Annotated in this window: 14 protein-coding genes; 4 read left to right on the top strand and 10 right to left on the bottom strand. The window is 73.6% G+C overall.

Annotated elements, in window-relative coordinates; all coding sequences use genetic code 11:
• Positions 1-86: 86 nt before the first annotated feature.
• The 5 genes from fabF to ACZ58X_RS20990 form a co-directional block, all read right to left on the bottom strand.
• Positions 87-1,349, bottom strand: a complete 1,263-nt coding sequence (gene fabF / locus ACZ58X_RS21010; RefSeq protein ID WP_470335125.1) for a beta-ketoacyl-ACP synthase II — start codon at positions 1,347-1,349, stop codon at positions 87-89.
• Positions 1,350-1,531: 182 nt separating this feature from the next.
• Positions 1,532-1,777 (bottom strand): acyl carrier protein, encoded by a 246-nt coding sequence (locus tag ACZ58X_RS21005; RefSeq protein WP_360228541.1) that lies wholly within the window; start codon positions 1,775-1,777, stop codon positions 1,532-1,534.
• Between the two features lie 80 nt (positions 1,778-1,857).
• A complete protein-coding gene (locus tag ACZ58X_RS21000) occupies positions 1,858-2,895 on the bottom strand; it encodes a beta-ketoacyl-ACP synthase III (RefSeq protein WP_470335124.1) in 1,038 nt (345 codons plus the stop codon).
• The gene (locus ACZ58X_RS20995) at positions 2,892-3,860 is read right to left on the bottom strand and encodes an ACP S-malonyltransferase (protein ID WP_470335123.1); all 969 of its coding nucleotides are present in this window, start codon (positions 3,858-3,860) and stop codon (positions 2,892-2,894) included. The genes ACZ58X_RS21000 and ACZ58X_RS20995 overlap by 4 nt, the downstream gene beginning before the upstream one ends.
• Before the next feature lie 91 nt (positions 3,861-3,951).
• On the bottom strand, positions 3,952-5,148 hold the full coding sequence (locus ACZ58X_RS20990) for a PucR family transcriptional regulator (protein ID WP_360228970.1): 1,197 nt from the start codon (positions 5,146-5,148) through the stop codon (positions 3,952-3,954).
• Between the two features lie 253 nt (positions 5,149-5,401).
• On the opposite strand from ACZ58X_RS20990, the gene ACZ58X_RS20985 reads away from it, so the two are divergent.
• Positions 5,402-6,178, top strand: a complete 777-nt coding sequence (locus ACZ58X_RS20985) for a pirin family protein (protein ID WP_470335122.1) — start codon at positions 5,402-5,404, stop codon at positions 6,176-6,178.
• Between the two features lie 3 nt (positions 6,179-6,181).
• Here ACZ58X_RS20985 and ACZ58X_RS20980 read toward each other — a convergent pair whose 3' ends face one another.
• Positions 6,182-7,015 carry a serine hydrolase domain-containing protein gene (locus tag ACZ58X_RS20980; RefSeq protein WP_470335121.1) on the bottom strand — a complete coding sequence of 278 codons (834 nt, stop codon included), beginning with the start codon at positions 7,013-7,015 and terminating at the stop codon, positions 6,182-6,184.
• Between the two features lie 115 nt (positions 7,016-7,130).
• Between ACZ58X_RS20980 and ACZ58X_RS20975 the strand changes: the two genes are divergently transcribed.
• Both ACZ58X_RS20975 and ACZ58X_RS20970 read left to right on the top strand, forming a co-directional pair.
• A complete protein-coding gene (locus ACZ58X_RS20975) occupies positions 7,131-7,634 on the top strand; it encodes a MerR family transcriptional regulator (RefSeq protein ID WP_470335120.1) in 504 nt (167 codons plus the stop codon).
• Positions 7,631-8,644, top strand: a complete 1,014-nt coding sequence (locus tag ACZ58X_RS20970) for an aldo/keto reductase (protein ID WP_470335119.1) — start codon at positions 7,631-7,633, stop codon at positions 8,642-8,644. The genes ACZ58X_RS20975 and ACZ58X_RS20970 overlap by 4 nt, the downstream gene beginning before the upstream one ends.
• A 98-nt stretch (positions 8,645-8,742) precedes the next feature.
• On the opposite strand, the gene ACZ58X_RS20965 is transcribed toward ACZ58X_RS20970, so the two are convergent.
• A complete protein-coding gene (locus ACZ58X_RS20965) occupies positions 8,743-9,321 on the bottom strand; it encodes a TIGR03086 family metal-binding protein (protein WP_470335118.1) in 579 nt (192 codons plus the stop codon).
• A gap of 101 nt (positions 9,322-9,422) precedes the next feature.
• Here ACZ58X_RS20965 and ACZ58X_RS20960 point away from each other — a divergent pair, with 101 nt between their 5' ends.
• Positions 9,423-10,406, top strand: coding sequence for a helix-turn-helix transcriptional regulator (locus ACZ58X_RS20960; protein ID WP_470335117.1), 984 nt, complete (start codon positions 9,423-9,425; stop codon positions 10,404-10,406).
• Between the two features lie 90 nt (positions 10,407-10,496).
• Here ACZ58X_RS20960 and ACZ58X_RS20955 read toward each other — a convergent pair whose 3' ends face one another.
• The 3 genes from ACZ58X_RS20955 to ACZ58X_RS20945 all read right to left on the bottom strand — a co-directional run bounded on the left by ACZ58X_RS20955 (position 10,497) and on the right by ACZ58X_RS20945 (position 14,721).
• Positions 10,497-11,711 (bottom strand): alpha/beta hydrolase, encoded by a 1,215-nt coding sequence (locus ACZ58X_RS20955; protein WP_470335116.1) that lies wholly within the window; start codon positions 11,709-11,711, stop codon positions 10,497-10,499.
• A gap of 187 nt (positions 11,712-11,898) precedes the next feature.
• The gene (locus ACZ58X_RS20950; RefSeq protein WP_470335115.1) at positions 11,899-12,246 is read right to left on the bottom strand and encodes an MmcQ/YjbR family DNA-binding protein; all 348 of its coding nucleotides are present in this window, start codon (positions 12,244-12,246) and stop codon (positions 11,899-11,901) included.
• A 78-nt stretch (positions 12,247-12,324) separates the two neighbouring features.
• Positions 12,325-14,721, bottom strand: coding sequence for a Dyp-type peroxidase (locus ACZ58X_RS20945; protein WP_470335114.1), 2,397 nt, complete (start codon positions 14,719-14,721; stop codon positions 12,325-12,327).
• Positions 14,722-14,753: the final 32 nt, after the last annotated feature.

Below are 14,753 nucleotides of genomic sequence, written 5' to 3'. Positions count from 1 at the left end.
CTACTCCCAGAGTGGGGCCCAACCCCCGGAACCACGACTAGGGGGGTCCCCCCCCCCCCCCCCCCCCCCCCCCTCCGTCATGGGCGTCAGCGGGTGCGGAAGGCCAGCACCACGTTGTGGCCGCCGAAGCCGAACGAGTTGTTCAGCGCGGCGATCCGGCCCTCGGGCAGCGGGGTCGCCTCGGTCACGACCTTCGCGTCCACCTCGTCGTCCAGCTCCTCGACGTTGATGGTCGGCGGGGCGATCCGGTGGTACAGCGCCTGCACGGTGGCGACCGTCTCGATGCCGCCGGCGCCGCCCAGCAGGTGGCCGGTCATCGACTTGGTGGCGGAGACCAGGATGTGGTCGAGGTCGTCGCCCAGCTCCTTGCGGAGCGCCTTGAGCTCGGCGGTGTCGCCCTGCGGGGTCGAGGTGGCGTGCGCGTTGACGTGCACGATCTCGGCCTTGTCCAGCTCGTTGCGGTCGAACAGGTCGGCCAGCGCGCGGGCCACACCGGCACCGGTCGGCTCGGGCTGGGCGATGTGGTGGGCGTCCGAGGACAGGCCCTGGCCGACGGCCTCGCAGTAGATCCGGGCGTTGCGGGCCTCGGCGTGCTCCAGTGACTCCAGCACGACCACGCCGGCGCCCTCGCCCAGCACGAAGCCGTCCCGGCCCTTGTCGTACGGACGCGAGGCGCGCTCGGGCTCGTCGTTGTTCTTGGACATCGCCATCATGTTGGCGAACGCGGCGATCGGCAGCGGGTGGATCGCCGCCTCGGTGCCGCCGGCCACCACGACGTCGGCGCGGCCGCTGCGGATCATCTCGATCGCGTAGCCGATCGCCTCGGCGCCGGAGGCGCAGGCGGAGACGGGGGTGTGCACACCCGCGCGGGCGCCGACCTCCAGGCCGACGTTGGCCGCCGGGGAGTTCGGCATCAGCATCGGGACGGTGTGCGGGGAGACCTTGCGGGCGCCCTTCTCCCGCAGCACGTCGTACTGGTCGAGCAGGGTGGTCACGCCGCCAATGCCGGAGGCGATCACGGCGCCCAGGCGCTCGGGGGCGAGCTTGGAGGACTCGTCGGTGGCCGGGGTCTCGAAGCCGGCGTCGGCCCAGGCCTCGCGGGCGGCGATCAGCGCGAACTGGGCGGAGCGGTCCAGCTTCCGGGCCAGCGGCCGGGGCAGGATCTCGCCCGGCTCGACCGCGGTGCGTGCGGCGATCCGGACCGGCAGGTCCTGGGCCCACTCCTCGGTCAGCGCCGCCACTCCGGAGCGCCCGGCGATCAGGTTCTCCCAGGTGGTGGCGGCGTCGCCGCCCAGCGGCGTGAAGGCGCCGATACCCGTGACGACCACGGTTCGGTTCTCAGCGGTCACTGGTTTCTCTTCTTTCACGTTTCGTGCGGGGTCGGCGGCGAGCCGAGGAAGGGCCCGGCCGGGCGCCCGGTGGGGCGTCCCGGCCGGCGGGTCGACCTGGCTCTCGGAGCCGGGCCGACGGGTCAGCCGTCCTGGGCGTGCGTCACGCCGGACGGACTGGGCGACTCGTACGAGTCGATCGCTCAGGCGGCGTTGGTGAGGATGTAGTTCACCGCGTCGCCGACGGTCTTCAGGTTCTTGACCTCGTCGTCCGGGATCTTGACGTCGAAGCGCTCCTCGGCGGCCACGACGACCTCGACCATGGACAGCGAGTCGACGTCCAGGTCGTCGGTGAAGGACTTGTCGAGCGCAACGTCCTCGGCCGGGATGCCGGCGATCTCGTTGACGATCTCGGCGAGACCCTCCAGGACCTCGTTCTGCGTAGCCATACTGGCTGCTCCTCTTCGGTGTTGAACGTGTCCGACCGTCGGCCGGACACGGGCTTGTGGATGAGTGGGGCGAAACGCGCCTAGGGGAGCGTAACGACTGCCGCGGCGTAGACGAGACCCGCCCCGAACCCGATGATCAGCGCGAGGTCGCCGCTGTGGGCCTCGCCGGACTCCAGCATGCGCTCCATCGCCAGCGGGATGGAGGCCGCGGAGGTGTTGCCGGTCTCCGCGATGTCGCGGGCGACCGGCACCGACGCGGGCAGCTTGAGCGCCTTGATCATGGCGTCGGTGATCCGCATGTTGGCCTGGTGCGGGATGAAGGCACCGAGCTGGTCGGCGGTGATCCCGGCGGCGTCCAGCGCCTGCTGGGCCACCTTGGCCATCTCCCAGACCGCCCAGCGGAACACCGGCTGGCCGTCCATCCGCAGGGCCGGCCACTTGTGGTCCTGCTCCTCGCCCGGGCCGTTGATGGCGTCGGGCTTGGCGAAGGCGGTGTCCCAGGCCCGCGTCTGGCTGATGACGTCGGACTGCGAGCCGTCCGAGCCCCAGATCAGCTTGCCGATGCCCGGCGTGTCGGACGGGCCGACGATCGCGGCACCGGCGCCGTCGCCGAAGATGAAGGCGGTCGAGCGGTCCGACTTGTCGGTCAGGTCACTGAGCCGCTCGACACCGATCACCAGCACGTACTCGGCGTTGCCGCCGCGGATCATGCCGTCGGCCAGGCCCAGGCCGTAGCCGAAGCCGGCGCAGGCGGCCGAGATGTCGAAGGCCGGGGCGGTGCCGCAGCCGAGCCGCTCGGCGATCTCGGTGGCGATCGCGGGGGTCTGCTTGAGGTGCGAGACGGTCGCGACGATCACGCCGCCGATCTGCTCGGCGGAGATGCCGGCCTGCGCGATGGCCTTGCCGGCGGCCTGCACCGACATCTCGGCGACGCTCTCCTCCGGGCCCGCCCAGCGGCGCTCGGCGATCCCGCTGCGGGTGCGGATCCACTCGTCCGAGGAGTCGATCCACTCCAGGACCTCGGAGTTGGGGATGACCCGGACCGGGCGGTAGCCGCCGACCCCGTGGATCCGGGAGTACTGCGCGCCGGTGGCGGGGCGGATCTGCGGCTTGGTCATGCCAGGTCCTCCTGGTCCTGCTGGTCCGGCTGTTCCTGGCCGCCGTGCTCCGCGATGAGCGCACGGGCCTTGTCCAGATCGGCGGGGGTCTTCAGGGCGAGCGTGGCCACGCCCTTGAGGTTGCGCTTGAGCAGCCCCGTGAGCGTGCCCGCGGGGGACAGCTCGATCACGGCGGTCGCGCCCAGCCGGCCGAGGGTCTCCGTGCAGAGGTCCCAGCGGACCGGGTTGGAGACCTGCGACACCAGGCGGGCCAGCACCTCGGCGCCGGAGTCGACGACCCCGCCGTCCTTGTTGGACACGTAGGTGACCTGCGGGTCGGCCACGGCCAGGCTCGGGGCCAGCGCGGCGAGCCGCTCGACGCCCGGGGCCATGTGCTCGGTGTGGAACGCACCGGCCACCTTGAGCGCGATCAGCTTGGCACCGGCCGGCGGGTCCGCCTTCAAGGCCTCCAGCTGGACCAGCGTGCCGGCCGCGACGATCTGCCCGCCGCCGTTGTTGTTGGCCGCGGTCAGGCCGTGCTCGGCCAGCTTCGCCGCGACGACCTCCGGGTCGCCGCCGAGCACGGCGGTCATGCCGGTCTCGGTGACGGTGGCGGCCTCGGCCATGGCCAGGCCGCGCTCGCGCACGAAGGTCAGCGCCTCGGCGGCGCCGAACACCCCGGCGAGGGCGGCGGCGGTGATCTCACCGACGCTGTGGCCGGCGACGGCGCCGGTCAGCTTGCGGGCGACGTCCTCGTCCGGGAACAGCGCGCGGGCGGTCACCAGACCGGCCGCGACCAGCAGCGGCTGGGCGACGGCCGTGTCCTTGATCTCCTCGGCGGAGGCCTCGGTACCGGCGTGCACCAGGTCGAGCCCGGCGGGCTCCGACCAACGGTGCAGGCGGTCGGCGACACCGTCCAGCTCCAGCCAGGGGCTGAGGAAACCGGGGGACTGGGCACCCTGTCCAGGGGCGACGATTACGAGCACGGTTCAACCCTCTCTCGCCAGGCGCCCGGGGGCGGGTAGGCGACGGTAACGAAGAAAACCATCCGGGATTGTATGGTCCCTACACCCCGGCTCAGCCGGGCTCCCCGGCGGCGGTGAGCCGGCCGAGGGCCAGTGCGATCCGCAGGGTGAACGCCGAACGTACGTCGGAGGGGGCGTACCCCGTGACGTCGGTCACACGTCGTAGCCGGTAGCGCACCGTGTTGGGGTGTACGAAGAGCATGCGGGCCGCGCCCTCCAGGGAGGACGCCTGCTCCAGGTAGACGCTCAGCGTCTCCAGCAGGGCGGAGCCGGCCTCGTCCAGCGGTGTGTAGATCTCCTCCACCAACTGGCGGCGGGCGGCCTGGTCCCCGGCGAGCGCCCGCTCGGGCAGCAGGTCGTCGGCGAGCACCGGGCGCGGGGCGTCCGGCCAGGCGGCGCAGGCGCGCAGGCCGGCCGCGGCGGCGTGCGCCGAGCGGGTCGCCGAGAGCAGGTCCGGCACGGTCGGGCCGATCACCACCGGGCCCGGCGCGAACTGGCCGATCAGCGCCCGGGCGGCGTGCACCGGCTCCTTGTCGCCGCCGACCACGACCACCAGGCGCTTGCCCAGCACCCCGGTCAGCACGTTCAGCTTGGCGTACCGGGCGGCCCGGCGGATCGCCTCGACCACCAGCTCGCTGTCGCCGTCCGGGGCGCTGCCCATCACCACCCGGACCTGGCTGGGCTGGCCCCAGCCCAGGGCGGCCGCCCGGGAGAGCACACCCTCGTCGGCGTCGCCGGACAGCAGGGAGTTCACCACCAGTGCCTCCAGCCGGGCGTCCCAGGCGCCGCGCGCCTCGGCCGCCTGGGCGTACACCTGGGCGGTGGCGAAGGCGATCTCCCGGGCGTAGACCAGCACGGACTCGCGCATGTCCGCCTCGTCGCCGGGGGCGGCCACCTCCTCGATGGCCTCCTCCATCACCTCGATCGTGGTGCGGATCAGCTCCACGGTCTGGCGCAGGGTGATCGCCCTGGTCAGCTCGCGCGGGGCGGTGCCGAAGACGTCGGTGGAGATCGCCCGGGCGGCCTCCGGGTGGCGGTACCACTCGGTGAACGCGGCGATGCCGGCCTGGGCGACCAGGCCGATCCAGGAGCGGTGCTCCGGCGGCATCCGCCGGTACCAGCCGAGCTGGTCGTCCATCCGCGAGATCGCGGCGGTGGCCAGCTTGCCCGAGGACTTCTCCAGCCGCTTGAGCGTCGCGGCCCGGCGCTCGGCCCGCTCGGCGGCGTTCCGGCGCTCCTGGGCGGTCAGACGGGGGGCGGGGCGGCCGGGGCGGTCGCGGGCGGTCCGGGGAGCCGGGCTCTTCCCGGTGGGTTCGGCGGCGGGACTGGGTTCGCTCTTGGAGTTCGCGGAAGCGGCTGGCACAAGGACAAGACTGCCTCACGCGAGTGACTGCTCGTGCACACCCCCCGGCGCAGCGGCACGGTGGTGCCGCTCACACCCCCGGGGCGCGGGGCGCGTCCGCGCCCGGGCGCGCGCCCGCCGGAGCAGTACGGTGAGGGGCGTGACCGACGCCGCCGCCCGCCCCCGTGCCGATCAGCGCCGCACCGCCGAGCGCTACCGCTCCACCCCCGCCGAGGGCGTCGAGACCCGACACGCGTTCTCCTTCTCCGGCCACTACGACCCGAAGAACACCCACTTCGGCGCGCTGCTCGCGTGCAACGAGGAACTCCTGGCGCCCGGCGCCGGGTTCGAGGAGCACAAGCACCGGGACACCGAGATCCTCACCTGGGTGCTGGAGGGCGCGCTGGCCCACCGGGACTCGCACGGGCACGGCGGGGTGGTGCGCCCGGGCATGGTCCAGCACCTCAGCGCCGGCTCCGGGGTCACCCACACCGAGCGCAACGTCGGCGGCGCCAGCGGGCCGGTGCGCTTCGTCCAGATGTGGCTGCAGCCGGACGAGTTCGACGCCGCCCCGGCGTACGGGCTGCGCAAGGTGGAGCCGGCGGACGGCGGGTTGACGCTGCTGGCCTCCGGCCTGGAGCGCGACGCCGGGACGGACGCCCTGCGGCTGCGCCGCCGCGACGCCGCGCTCTGGCTGGCCACCGCCGGCCCCTGGCAGCCGCTGCCCGAACTGCCCGCCGCGCCCTGGCGGTACGCCCACCTGACGGCCGGCTCCCTGGGCTACCGGACCGTACCCGGGCCCAAGGGCGCCGGGCGGTCGATGGTGCCCGGCGACAGCGTGCGGATCACCGGCGAGGCCTTCGCCGACCCGGCGGCCGGGGAGACCGGCGCCGAACTCCTGCTCTGGGAGATGCACTCGCCGGTGTCGTACGGCTGAGAGTCAGCCCCGCAGTTCGCCGAGGACGGCGTCGGACAGCGGCGGCCAGGCCTCCACCGCCCAGGGGCCGAAGTCCCGGTCGGTGAGCGCGACGCAGGCCGCGCCGGCCTGCGGATCGACCCAGAGGAAGGTGCCGGACTGGCCGAAGTGGCCGAAGGTCTCGGGGGAGTTGGCCGTGCCGGTCCAGTGCGGGCTCTTGCCGTCGCGGATCTCGAAGCCGAGGCCCCAGTCGTTCGGGCGGCGGTGGCCGTAGCCGGGCAGCACGCCGCTGGTGCCGGGGAAGGCGACCTCGCGGGTGGCCCGGTGGACGGTGGACGGGTCCAGCAGCTTCGGGGACTGGAGCTCGGCGGCGAACCGGGCCAGGTCGGCCACCGTGGACAGGCCGCCGGCGCCGGCCGGGGACTTGCTCGCGGTGTTGATCAGGGTGTCGTGCATGCCCAGCGGCTCGAACACCGCCTCGGCGACGTACCGGTGGAACGCGATCCCGGCGGCCTCGGCCAGGGTGGCGGCCAGCACGTCGAAACCGGCGTTGGAGTAGAGCCGGCGCTGGCCGGGCTCGGCGAACAGCCGGTCCTCGTCGAAGCCGAGGCCCGAGGTGTGGGCGAGCAGGTGGCGGACGGTGGAGCCGGGCGGGCCGGCCGGGTCGTCCAGCTCGAACACGCCCTCCTCCAGGGCGACCAGGGCCGCGTAGGAGGTGAGCAGCTTGGTCACCGAGGCCAGCGGGAAGAGGTGCTGCTGCGGGCCGTGGGCGCCCAGCACCGCGCCGTCCGACCCCCGGACCACCGCGGCGGCGGCGTGGGGCACGGGCCAGTTGTCGATCATCCGCAAGCTCTCCATGCGGTCGACTCTAATGTGCGCTCCAGCCGGGTGGCGGGGGCACCCGGGTGGGTGGCTTGCTTGGAGTGCACTCCAACTCGGTAGCGTCGTCGTCACAGGACAGGGGGAATCGATCATGGCCACACCCGTATGGGCCCGGGCCGGTCTGCGCAGCTGCGCCGAGGTCTTCAACGGCCCGGCCGGCGAGCCGGACCGCACCCCGCGGCACACCATCAGCGAGGTCGCGGCGGTCAGTGGGCTGACCGCCCACACGCTCCGCTGGTACGAGCGGATCGGCCTGCTCGACCCGGTCGACCGCGCGGCCGGCGGCCAGCGCCGCTACTGCGACGGCGACCTGCACCGGCTGGCCTTCCTGGGCCGGCTGCGGCTGACCGGGATGTCGGTGGCGGACATGCTCAAGTACGTCGACATGACCCGCCGCGGCGACGAGACCTACGTCGAGCGCCGGGAGCTGCTGGAGACCCAGCGCGAGGAGGTCCGGCAGCGGATCGTCGACCTCCAGGCCACCCTGGCCGTCCTCGACCACAAGATCGATCTCTATACCGGGAGGATCGCCGACAGTGCCGGCGCCCCCGTCCGATGCCAGTACCACCGAGTAGAGGAAGAGCAGAGCGCATGACTCACCCCGTCCTCCCCACCGCCCCCCTCGGCACCGACGGCCCGCTGGTGGGCGTCCAGGGCCTCGGCTGCATGGGCATGAGCGAGTTCTACGGCCCGACCGACTTCGACGAGGCGCGCGCCACCCTGGACGCCGCGCTGGAGGCCGGCGTCACCCTGTTCGACACCGCGGACATGTACGGCCACGGCCGCAACGAGGAGTTCCTCGCCCCCTTCGTCCGCGCCAACCGCGACCGGGTGGTCATCGCCACCAAGTTCGCCATCGACCGCAGCGAGGAGGACCCGAGCCGCCGGGCCGTCCGCAACGACCCGGAGTACATCCGCACCGCGGTGGAGGGCTCGCTGCGCCGCCTCGGCGTGGAGACGATCGACCTGTACTACATGCACCGCCGTGACCCGGCCGTGCCGCTGGCCGATTCGGTCGGCGCGATGGCCGAGCTGGTGAAGGCCGGCAAGGTGCGGCAGCTGGGGCTGTCCGAGGTGACCGGGGCCGAGCTGCGCGAGGCGCACGCCGTCCACCCGATCGCCGCGGTGCAGTCCGAGTGGTCGGTGTTCGCCCGGGACGTCGAGCGGTCCGCGGTGCCGGCCGCGGCCGAGCTGGGCGTCGCCTTCGTGCCGTACTCGCCGCTCGGGCGCGGCTTCCTGACCGGCGCCTTCCAGGACGCGGCGACCCTCACGGCGGACGACTTCCGCCGCAGCAGCCCGCGCTACACCGGTGAGAACGCCGTCGCCAACGGCGAACTGCTCACCCCGCTGCGGGAGATCGCCGCCGCCCACGACGCGACGCTCGCCCAGGTCGCGCTGGCCTGGGTCCAGCAGCGGGCCCAGGTGCACGGGCTGACCGTGGTGCCGATCCCCGGCACCCGCAAGCGCAGCCGGCTCGCCGAGAACACCGGTGCGGTCGCCCTGCGGCTGAGCGCGGAGGAGCTGGCGCTGCTGGAGCCGCTGGCCGGCCGGGTGGCGGGCGAGCGCTACGCGGACATGAGCAACACCTCGGTCGGGCGCGAGTAGCCCGGACCGGGAGGACGGCCGTACGGGCCCGGGGGTCGACCTCCCGGGCCCGTACGGCCGTTCCGGGGCCCGGGCCCCGGTGTCGCACAGCGGCGGCCTCAGGCCGTGCGGCCCATCCAGGCGGCCAGCCGGGCGTGCACGTCGGCGTCGTCGGCGACCGGCCGCACCGCGGCGAACGGGACCCCCTCGACCCGGCCCTCGGGCGGCAGCACCAGCTCGGCGACCGCCAGCGCGGTGTGCGCCAGCCCCTCGTCCAGGGCGAAGCCGTTGTCGAGGGCGGTGGCGATGTCCCAGGAGTGGGTGACCGTCTCCATCACGTAGCCGCCGACCACCATCCCGCCGGGCACCTCGCCCCAGGGCGCGGAGGTCGGGCGGCCCAGCTTGGCGTCGTCCGCCCAGGCGGCGGTGGCGCGGGCGGCGGCCCGGGCGAGCGCGGCCGGCCAGCCGTCGTCGGACGGGTCCTCGATGCCGGGCAGGACATCCGCGGCCAGGCCGCCCTCGCCCATGTACGCGAAGCGGTGGATGCCGCCGACCACGTGGTTCAGCAGCTGACGCAGCGTGAACTCGTCGCAGGGGGTGGGCCGGTCGAGGTCGGCGGGGGTGACGGCGGCGAACAGCTTCTCCAACTGGCCGAGGGCGGCGAGGTACTGCGGGCGGGCGTCCTGGACGGCGTTCATCTGTGGTCGATTCCCTTGCTCGGATCGTTCTGGCGGGCTCGGAACGCAATCTCCCAGTAAAACCTGACAAGTGCCGTCAGGATTCTTGGGATCCTGGAGCCATGAAGGCCGACCGCCTGCTCTCGATCCTGCTGCTGCTCCAGACCCGGGGCCGGGTGCCCGCCACCGAACTGGCCGACCGGCTGGAGGTGTCCGTCCGCACCATCTACCGGGACGTCGAGTCGCTCTCCGCCGCCGGGGTGCCGGTGTTCACCGAACGCGGCCGGCACGGCGGCATCAACCTGCTGCCCGGCTACCGCACCGACGTCACCGGGCTGACCGCCGACGAGGCGCGGGCCCTGTTCGTGCTCTCCGCCCAGGGCGCCCACAGCGACCTCGGGCTGGACGGCGCGCTCGGCTCGGCGCTGCGCAAGGTGATGGCCGCGCTGCCCGCCCCGCACCGCCCGGCCGCCGAGCGGGTCAGCGAGCGCATCCTGGTCGACCCGGCGCGCTGGATGCAGAACCCGCAGGCGGGCGCCGGCAGTCCGCCGGACCTGGGCGAGCTGCAGTACGCGGTGTTCGCCGACCGGCGGCTGCGGCTGCGCTACCGGCACAGCGGCACGCCCGCGCCGGTGGAGTACACCGTCGATCCGTACGGCCTGGTGAACAAGGCCGCTGTCTGGTACCTGGTGGCCGATCTGCGCGGCGAGCCGCGGCTGTTCCGGGCCGACCGGGTGCTCGCCGCCGAGACCGCCGAGGAGGCGGTGCGCCGCCGGGCCGGGGTGGCACTCGGCGAGGTGTGGGCGGCGCTGCGCGAGCAGGTGGAGCGGCTGCCGAAGGACGTGCCGGTGCGGGTGCGGGTCCGGCGCGGGCGGCTGGACATGTTCCTGCGCATCCACGGCGGCCGGGTCACGGCGGTGCCGCCGGAGACGGGCAGCGGGGCGGCCGAGGAGTGGGTCGAGCTGGCGATGGCCTTCCCGGCCGCAGCGGCCGTCCGCTCGCTGCTGGCCTTCGGCGCCGAGGTCGAGGTGCTGGGCCCGCCGGCCGCCCGGCGCGAACTGGCGCGGGCGGCGGCGGAGGCCCTGCGGCTGTACCAGGAGCAGTAACGCCCTTGCGGCGGACGGGAGTCGGGCCGGGAGCGGTCGGGACCAGGAGCGGTGGGGACTAGGAGTGGTCGGGACTAGGAGTGGTCGGGACTAGGAGTTGGACGGCGGCCGGACGACGTCGCGGTAGTCGCCGAGCGAGATCGCCGCGAAGTTGTGCAGGCTCTCGGTGCCGTCGGTGAAGTAGCCGTTGTGGCCGGCCGCGCGGGCGGAGGAGATCTGCTCGGCACCGAAGCCGCTGCCGGTCGGGTCGGCGCCGTGGCCGAGCTTGCCGACCTCCAGGAACGGGACGTTGCCGATCCAGTCGCTGGGGTTGCGGGTGGCCCACACGTGGACGCCGGTGCCCAGCTCGTCGGCCGACTGCACGCCCATGCCCGGGCTGCCGAACACCATCATGTCGGTGATGCCGGAGGTGTCGGACGGCGAGGCGGCCGCCCGCGGGATCTTCGGGGCGGCGGTGCCGCACACCACCGAGCCGTACGAGTGGCAGAGCAGCGCCGGGGGCGCGTCCGGGCGGGTGGTCTCCCGGAGGCCGGCCAGCAGCCGCTCCAGCCGGGGCGCGGCGACGTCGGCGAGCCGGGAGGTGGCCGCGTCCGGGCCGAGGCCCGAGGGGGTGACGTACCCCGTCCAGGCGATCACGGCGGTGCGGGTGCCCGGGGCCTGGCGCTGCTCCTCGGCGTACAGGGCGCGGGCCATGCCGGCCGGGGAGCGCAGCGGCTCGGCCGCCTGGTCGAAGTGGCCGAGGTCGGCGTCGGAGCCGGGGACGATGACGGACACGTGCTCGGCGTCGGCGAGGTCGCCCCAGACCTCGGTGACCAGGCCGCGGCCGCGCGGGTCGAAGGCGAGGACCTGGCGGCCGGGGGTGAGCAGGTGGTCGACGTCGTTGGCGCGGGAGACGGCCAGCGCGCGGGTGTCGGCGTCCAGCTTCTTGTCGGCGGCGCGGGCCCGGGCGGCGTCGCGTTCGTTCGCCAGGGCGATCCGGTTGGCGCGGTAGCGCAGGTCCAGCGGGGCGCCGTCGTAGTTGCCGACGACCAGCGGGTAGTCCTTGATCAGCCGGTCCAGCTCGGTGGGGGCGAGCGAGGCGAAGAAGGCGGCGGCGTCGGCCGGGCCGGTGGTGGCCGGGTCGGGCAGGACGCGGTTGAAGGAGTGGTCCTGGATCCAGGCGGCGCTGCCGGCCGGAGGCGTGGAGATCGCCAGCTGCTCCGAGGAGACCGCGGCGGCGGCTGCCGAGGCGCCGGCGTCGGCGAGCACGGCACAACCCGCGAACGCCCCGATCAGTACCCGCTTCCAGCGTCGACGCTTGCGCACCGCACCAACTCCCTTGGGGCCCGTCACCGTTTCTCGGGCGGTGCCCGGAGGGTGCGAAATGGACTTGCTGACTTCCCTGGGAAAGCGTAGAGGTCACAGGAGGGTGACGGACACGCCCAAACTGTGGGATGGATCACATGAACCGGGAGTGTCCTTCCGGCGTCCTTGTGTGGCCGTTGCGGCGGTGCTAAGCGGAGTGCCGGGCGTCGTATTCGGTGACCACCTGCTTGGGGGCCGTCCGCCGCCAGCCCTCGGTGACCACGTCGCGCAGCTCCTCCGGGTCGACCAGGTCCAGCCGGACGCTCACCCAGCCGTGCCGTCCGACGTACCGCGCGAAGGAGAACACCTCGGGCTCGGCGGCGATCAGTTCGGCCTGGTCCTCGCGGGTGGCCTTGACGGTGACGCTGTCGCCGGCGGGGTCGCCCATCGCGAAGACCTTGCCGCGGACCCGCAGGGTCTGGATGCCCCAGGTCGGTTCCTGGGCGGCCTCCGGCAGGGCCAGGGCCATCGCGCGGAACTCGTCGAACGTCACCATGGCGGCAGGGTAGAGCAGGGCCCCGCACCCCGCGCCCCGCACCCCCGGGTGGGCGGGGGCGCGGGGCGCGGGCGGCGCTCAGCCGAGTGAGGCCCAGTTGTCGCAGGTCCGGTCGCCGTCGACCAGCCGGTCCGGGTGCCCGCTGCCGTCGGCGATCGAGATCCGGCGGTAGCTCTGGCCGCAGAACACCCAGAACTCGCTGCTGCCGCTGACCCGTTGGCGGTCCGGAACGGGCAGGAAGCAGTCCACCCGGCTGAGCCCGTTCAGCGAGCTCCACTGGGAGAGCTCGCGGTCGGTGCGCTCCCGCACGTCGGTGTGGGAGGAGCCGTCGGCGATCGAGATCAGCCGGTACTGCTGGCGGCCGCCGGTGGTGTGGAAGCACCAGTACCAGCTCTTGCCGCCGACCCGCTGCTGGTCCGGCACCGGCAGCCAGCAGTCGACCTGGCCGACGCCGCTGAGCGAGCCCCAGTAGGTGAGGTCGCGGTCCGAGCGTTCGAGCGCGGTGGTGTACCGGCCGCCGCCGCAGGTGATCGAGACCAGCCGGTACTGCTGGCGGCCGCCGGTGCTGTGGAACATCCAGTACCAGCTCTTGCCGCCCGGGTCCTGCTGGTCCGGGACGGGCAGCACGCAGTCCACCCGGCCGACGCCCTGGAGGCAGGTCCAGCTGGTCAGCCAGGTGTCGTCCTCGACCTTGCGGTCGGTGTGGGCGGAGCCGTCGGCGACCGAGATCACCCGGCAGCGGTCGCCGTGGAAGGCCCAGTACCGGCTCTGGCCGCCCTTGCGGTACTGGTCCGGGACGCCGACGAACTCGTCGCAGGGGTAGGCCTTCACGGGCTGGGGCTTGGGCTCCCCACCGGTCTGGGTGCCGGTCTGGCCCGTCTGCCCGGTCTGGCCGGTCTGGCCCGTCTGGCCGGTCTGGCTGCCGGTCTGCCCGACCGGGGTGAGCCGGCCCTCGCAGAGCCCGCGCAGGATGCTGAGCGAGGGCATGAAGGCGTAGACCGAGCCGGTGGTCTGGACGAACTGCTGGAAGCTCACCGGGGTGTGGTTGATCAGGCCGTCCGGCCCCCGGCTCTCGTAGTCGACGTCCGGGGCCTCCTGGGTCACCGGGTCCTTGCCAGGCACCGGCCTGGGGTTGGCGTGGCCGGGCGGGACGACGCCGCCGCTGTCCCGGTTCGGCGGGAAGTTCGGCTGGTCCATCCAGTCGGCCTGGACGAACTCGAACTGCCGCTGGATGTCGGCCTGGTAGCAGATGAACAGCAGCCCGCGCGGGTCGTCCGGGCCGCCCGGGCCCTCGGAGGCCGGGTCGAACGGGGCGCCGTACGGGGTGCCCCGGCGGATGATCCGCCGGCCGTCCAGGATCCCGGCGTCGAACGGCGGCTTGTCCGGGCTCTCCTGGAGGCCGGCCCGCGGGCTGGTCTTGCGCAGGTGCGACCAGAGCGGTGTGACCAGGCCCTCCAGGTCGTCCCGGAAGTCGAAGTCGTTGTCGTTGGCGGCGCTCGGGCTGTTCGGGACGTCCCGGTCCTGGTGCTTGCAGACCGGTGCGCCGGAGCGCCAGCGGCCGACCATCCGGGCGGCCAGCCACTCGGTGGTGGCGCTCTCCGGAACGGCCTTGGCCTGCTTGAGCTCCCGCAGCTTGACCGAGACCTGCGACCACCAGCCGGGGACGTCCTGGGCGAGCCGGCGGACCACCTGGAAGGAGCCGTTGCGCGCCCACTCCGGGTACTGGGACGGCGGGCCGCTGAACGGGTCGTTCTCCAGGCCGCAGACGAACTCGCCGGCCGGGAGCAGCCGGGTGCCGGGGTGGCCGTCCTCCTCCTCCGGCTTGTTCGGGTTCGGCCGGTCGAAGCCCTTGACGCCGGGCTCGCTGATGCCGTCCTTGAAGCCGAAGTGCTCCTTGCCGCGCCGACTGCCCAGCAGGGTCTGGGCGTTCTGCTGGTAGACGATCAGCACCCGGCACTCGGCGGCGGCGATCCGCTGGGCCTCGACGGCCGCCTGGAGGTCCCGTTCGGTGTCCGCGGAGATCTTGAGCAGGGCGTGGACGGGCTGGTTCTTCCCGTTGCCGAACAGCCAGTTCTCCGGGGAGTTGTCGCCGGTGTCGCCGAGTGCGCCGGCCCGCTGGGCCGAGCCCTCCTTGAAGGCCTCCAGGCCGCCGCCGACCGGCGGGGGCGTGGGGAACGGGTCGGTGGCGGCCAGCATCCGCAGGCCCTCGTAGGTGAAGCTGATGCCCAGCCAGGTGGCGGTCAGGGACTTGGGGTCGTCTCCGCCGGAGGCGTGCCTGGCCTCGCTGAACGCCTCGTTGAACGCGGCGACCTGGCGGGTGGTGGAGATCTGCGGGGTCAGTCGGCGCAGCCAGTCGCGGGCCCGGGCGGCGTCCTCGAACTTGAGGAACAGGACGCTGACGTTGTCCTTCTTGAAGCCGGCCAGGATGTCGCCCTGGATCTCCTCGCTCTCGCGCAGGCTCAGTTCCGTCGTCATCGTTCTCTGGGTTCCTTTCGGGGTGGGGGGAT

It is taken from the genome of Kitasatospora sp. NPDC040550, from assembly GCF_055594965.1.
This window is presented reverse-complemented; position numbering and strand designations above follow the sequence as displayed.

What these genes read in the sequence shown, in the direction of transcription:
- ACZ58X_RS20965 (WP_470335118.1), bottom strand. Translation starts at nt 9,321, where the DNA reads ATGAACGCCGTCCAGGACGCCCGCCCGCAGTACCTCGCCGCCCTCGGC.
- ACZ58X_RS21005 (WP_360228541.1), bottom strand. Translation starts at nt 1,777, where the DNA reads ATGGCTACGCAGAACGAGGTCCTGGAGGGTCTCGCCGAGATCGTCAAC.
- ACZ58X_RS20980 (WP_470335121.1), bottom strand. Translation starts at nt 7,015, where the DNA reads ATGGAGAGCTTGCGGATGATCGACAACTGGCCCGTGCCCCACGCCGCC.
- ACZ58X_RS20950 (WP_470335115.1), bottom strand. Translation starts at nt 12,246, where the DNA reads ATGGTGACGTTCGACGAGTTCCGCGCGATGGCCCTGGCCCTGCCGGAG.
- ACZ58X_RS20970 (WP_470335119.1), top strand. Translation starts at nt 7,631, where the DNA reads ATGACTCACCCCGTCCTCCCCACCGCCCCCCTCGGCACCGACGGCCCG.
- ACZ58X_RS20960 (WP_470335117.1), top strand. Translation starts at nt 9,423, where the DNA reads ATGAAGGCCGACCGCCTGCTCTCGATCCTGCTGCTGCTCCAGACCCGG.
- ACZ58X_RS20945 (WP_470335114.1), bottom strand. Translation starts at nt 14,721, where the DNA reads ATGACGACGGAACTGAGCCTGCGCGAGAGCGAGGAGATCCAGGGCGAC.
- ACZ58X_RS20975 (WP_470335120.1), top strand. Translation starts at nt 7,131, where the DNA reads ATGGCCACACCCGTATGGGCCCGGGCCGGTCTGCGCAGCTGCGCCGAG.
- ACZ58X_RS21000 (WP_470335124.1), bottom strand. Translation starts at nt 2,895, where the DNA reads ATGACCAAGCCGCAGATCCGCCCCGCCACCGGCGCGCAGTACTCCCGG.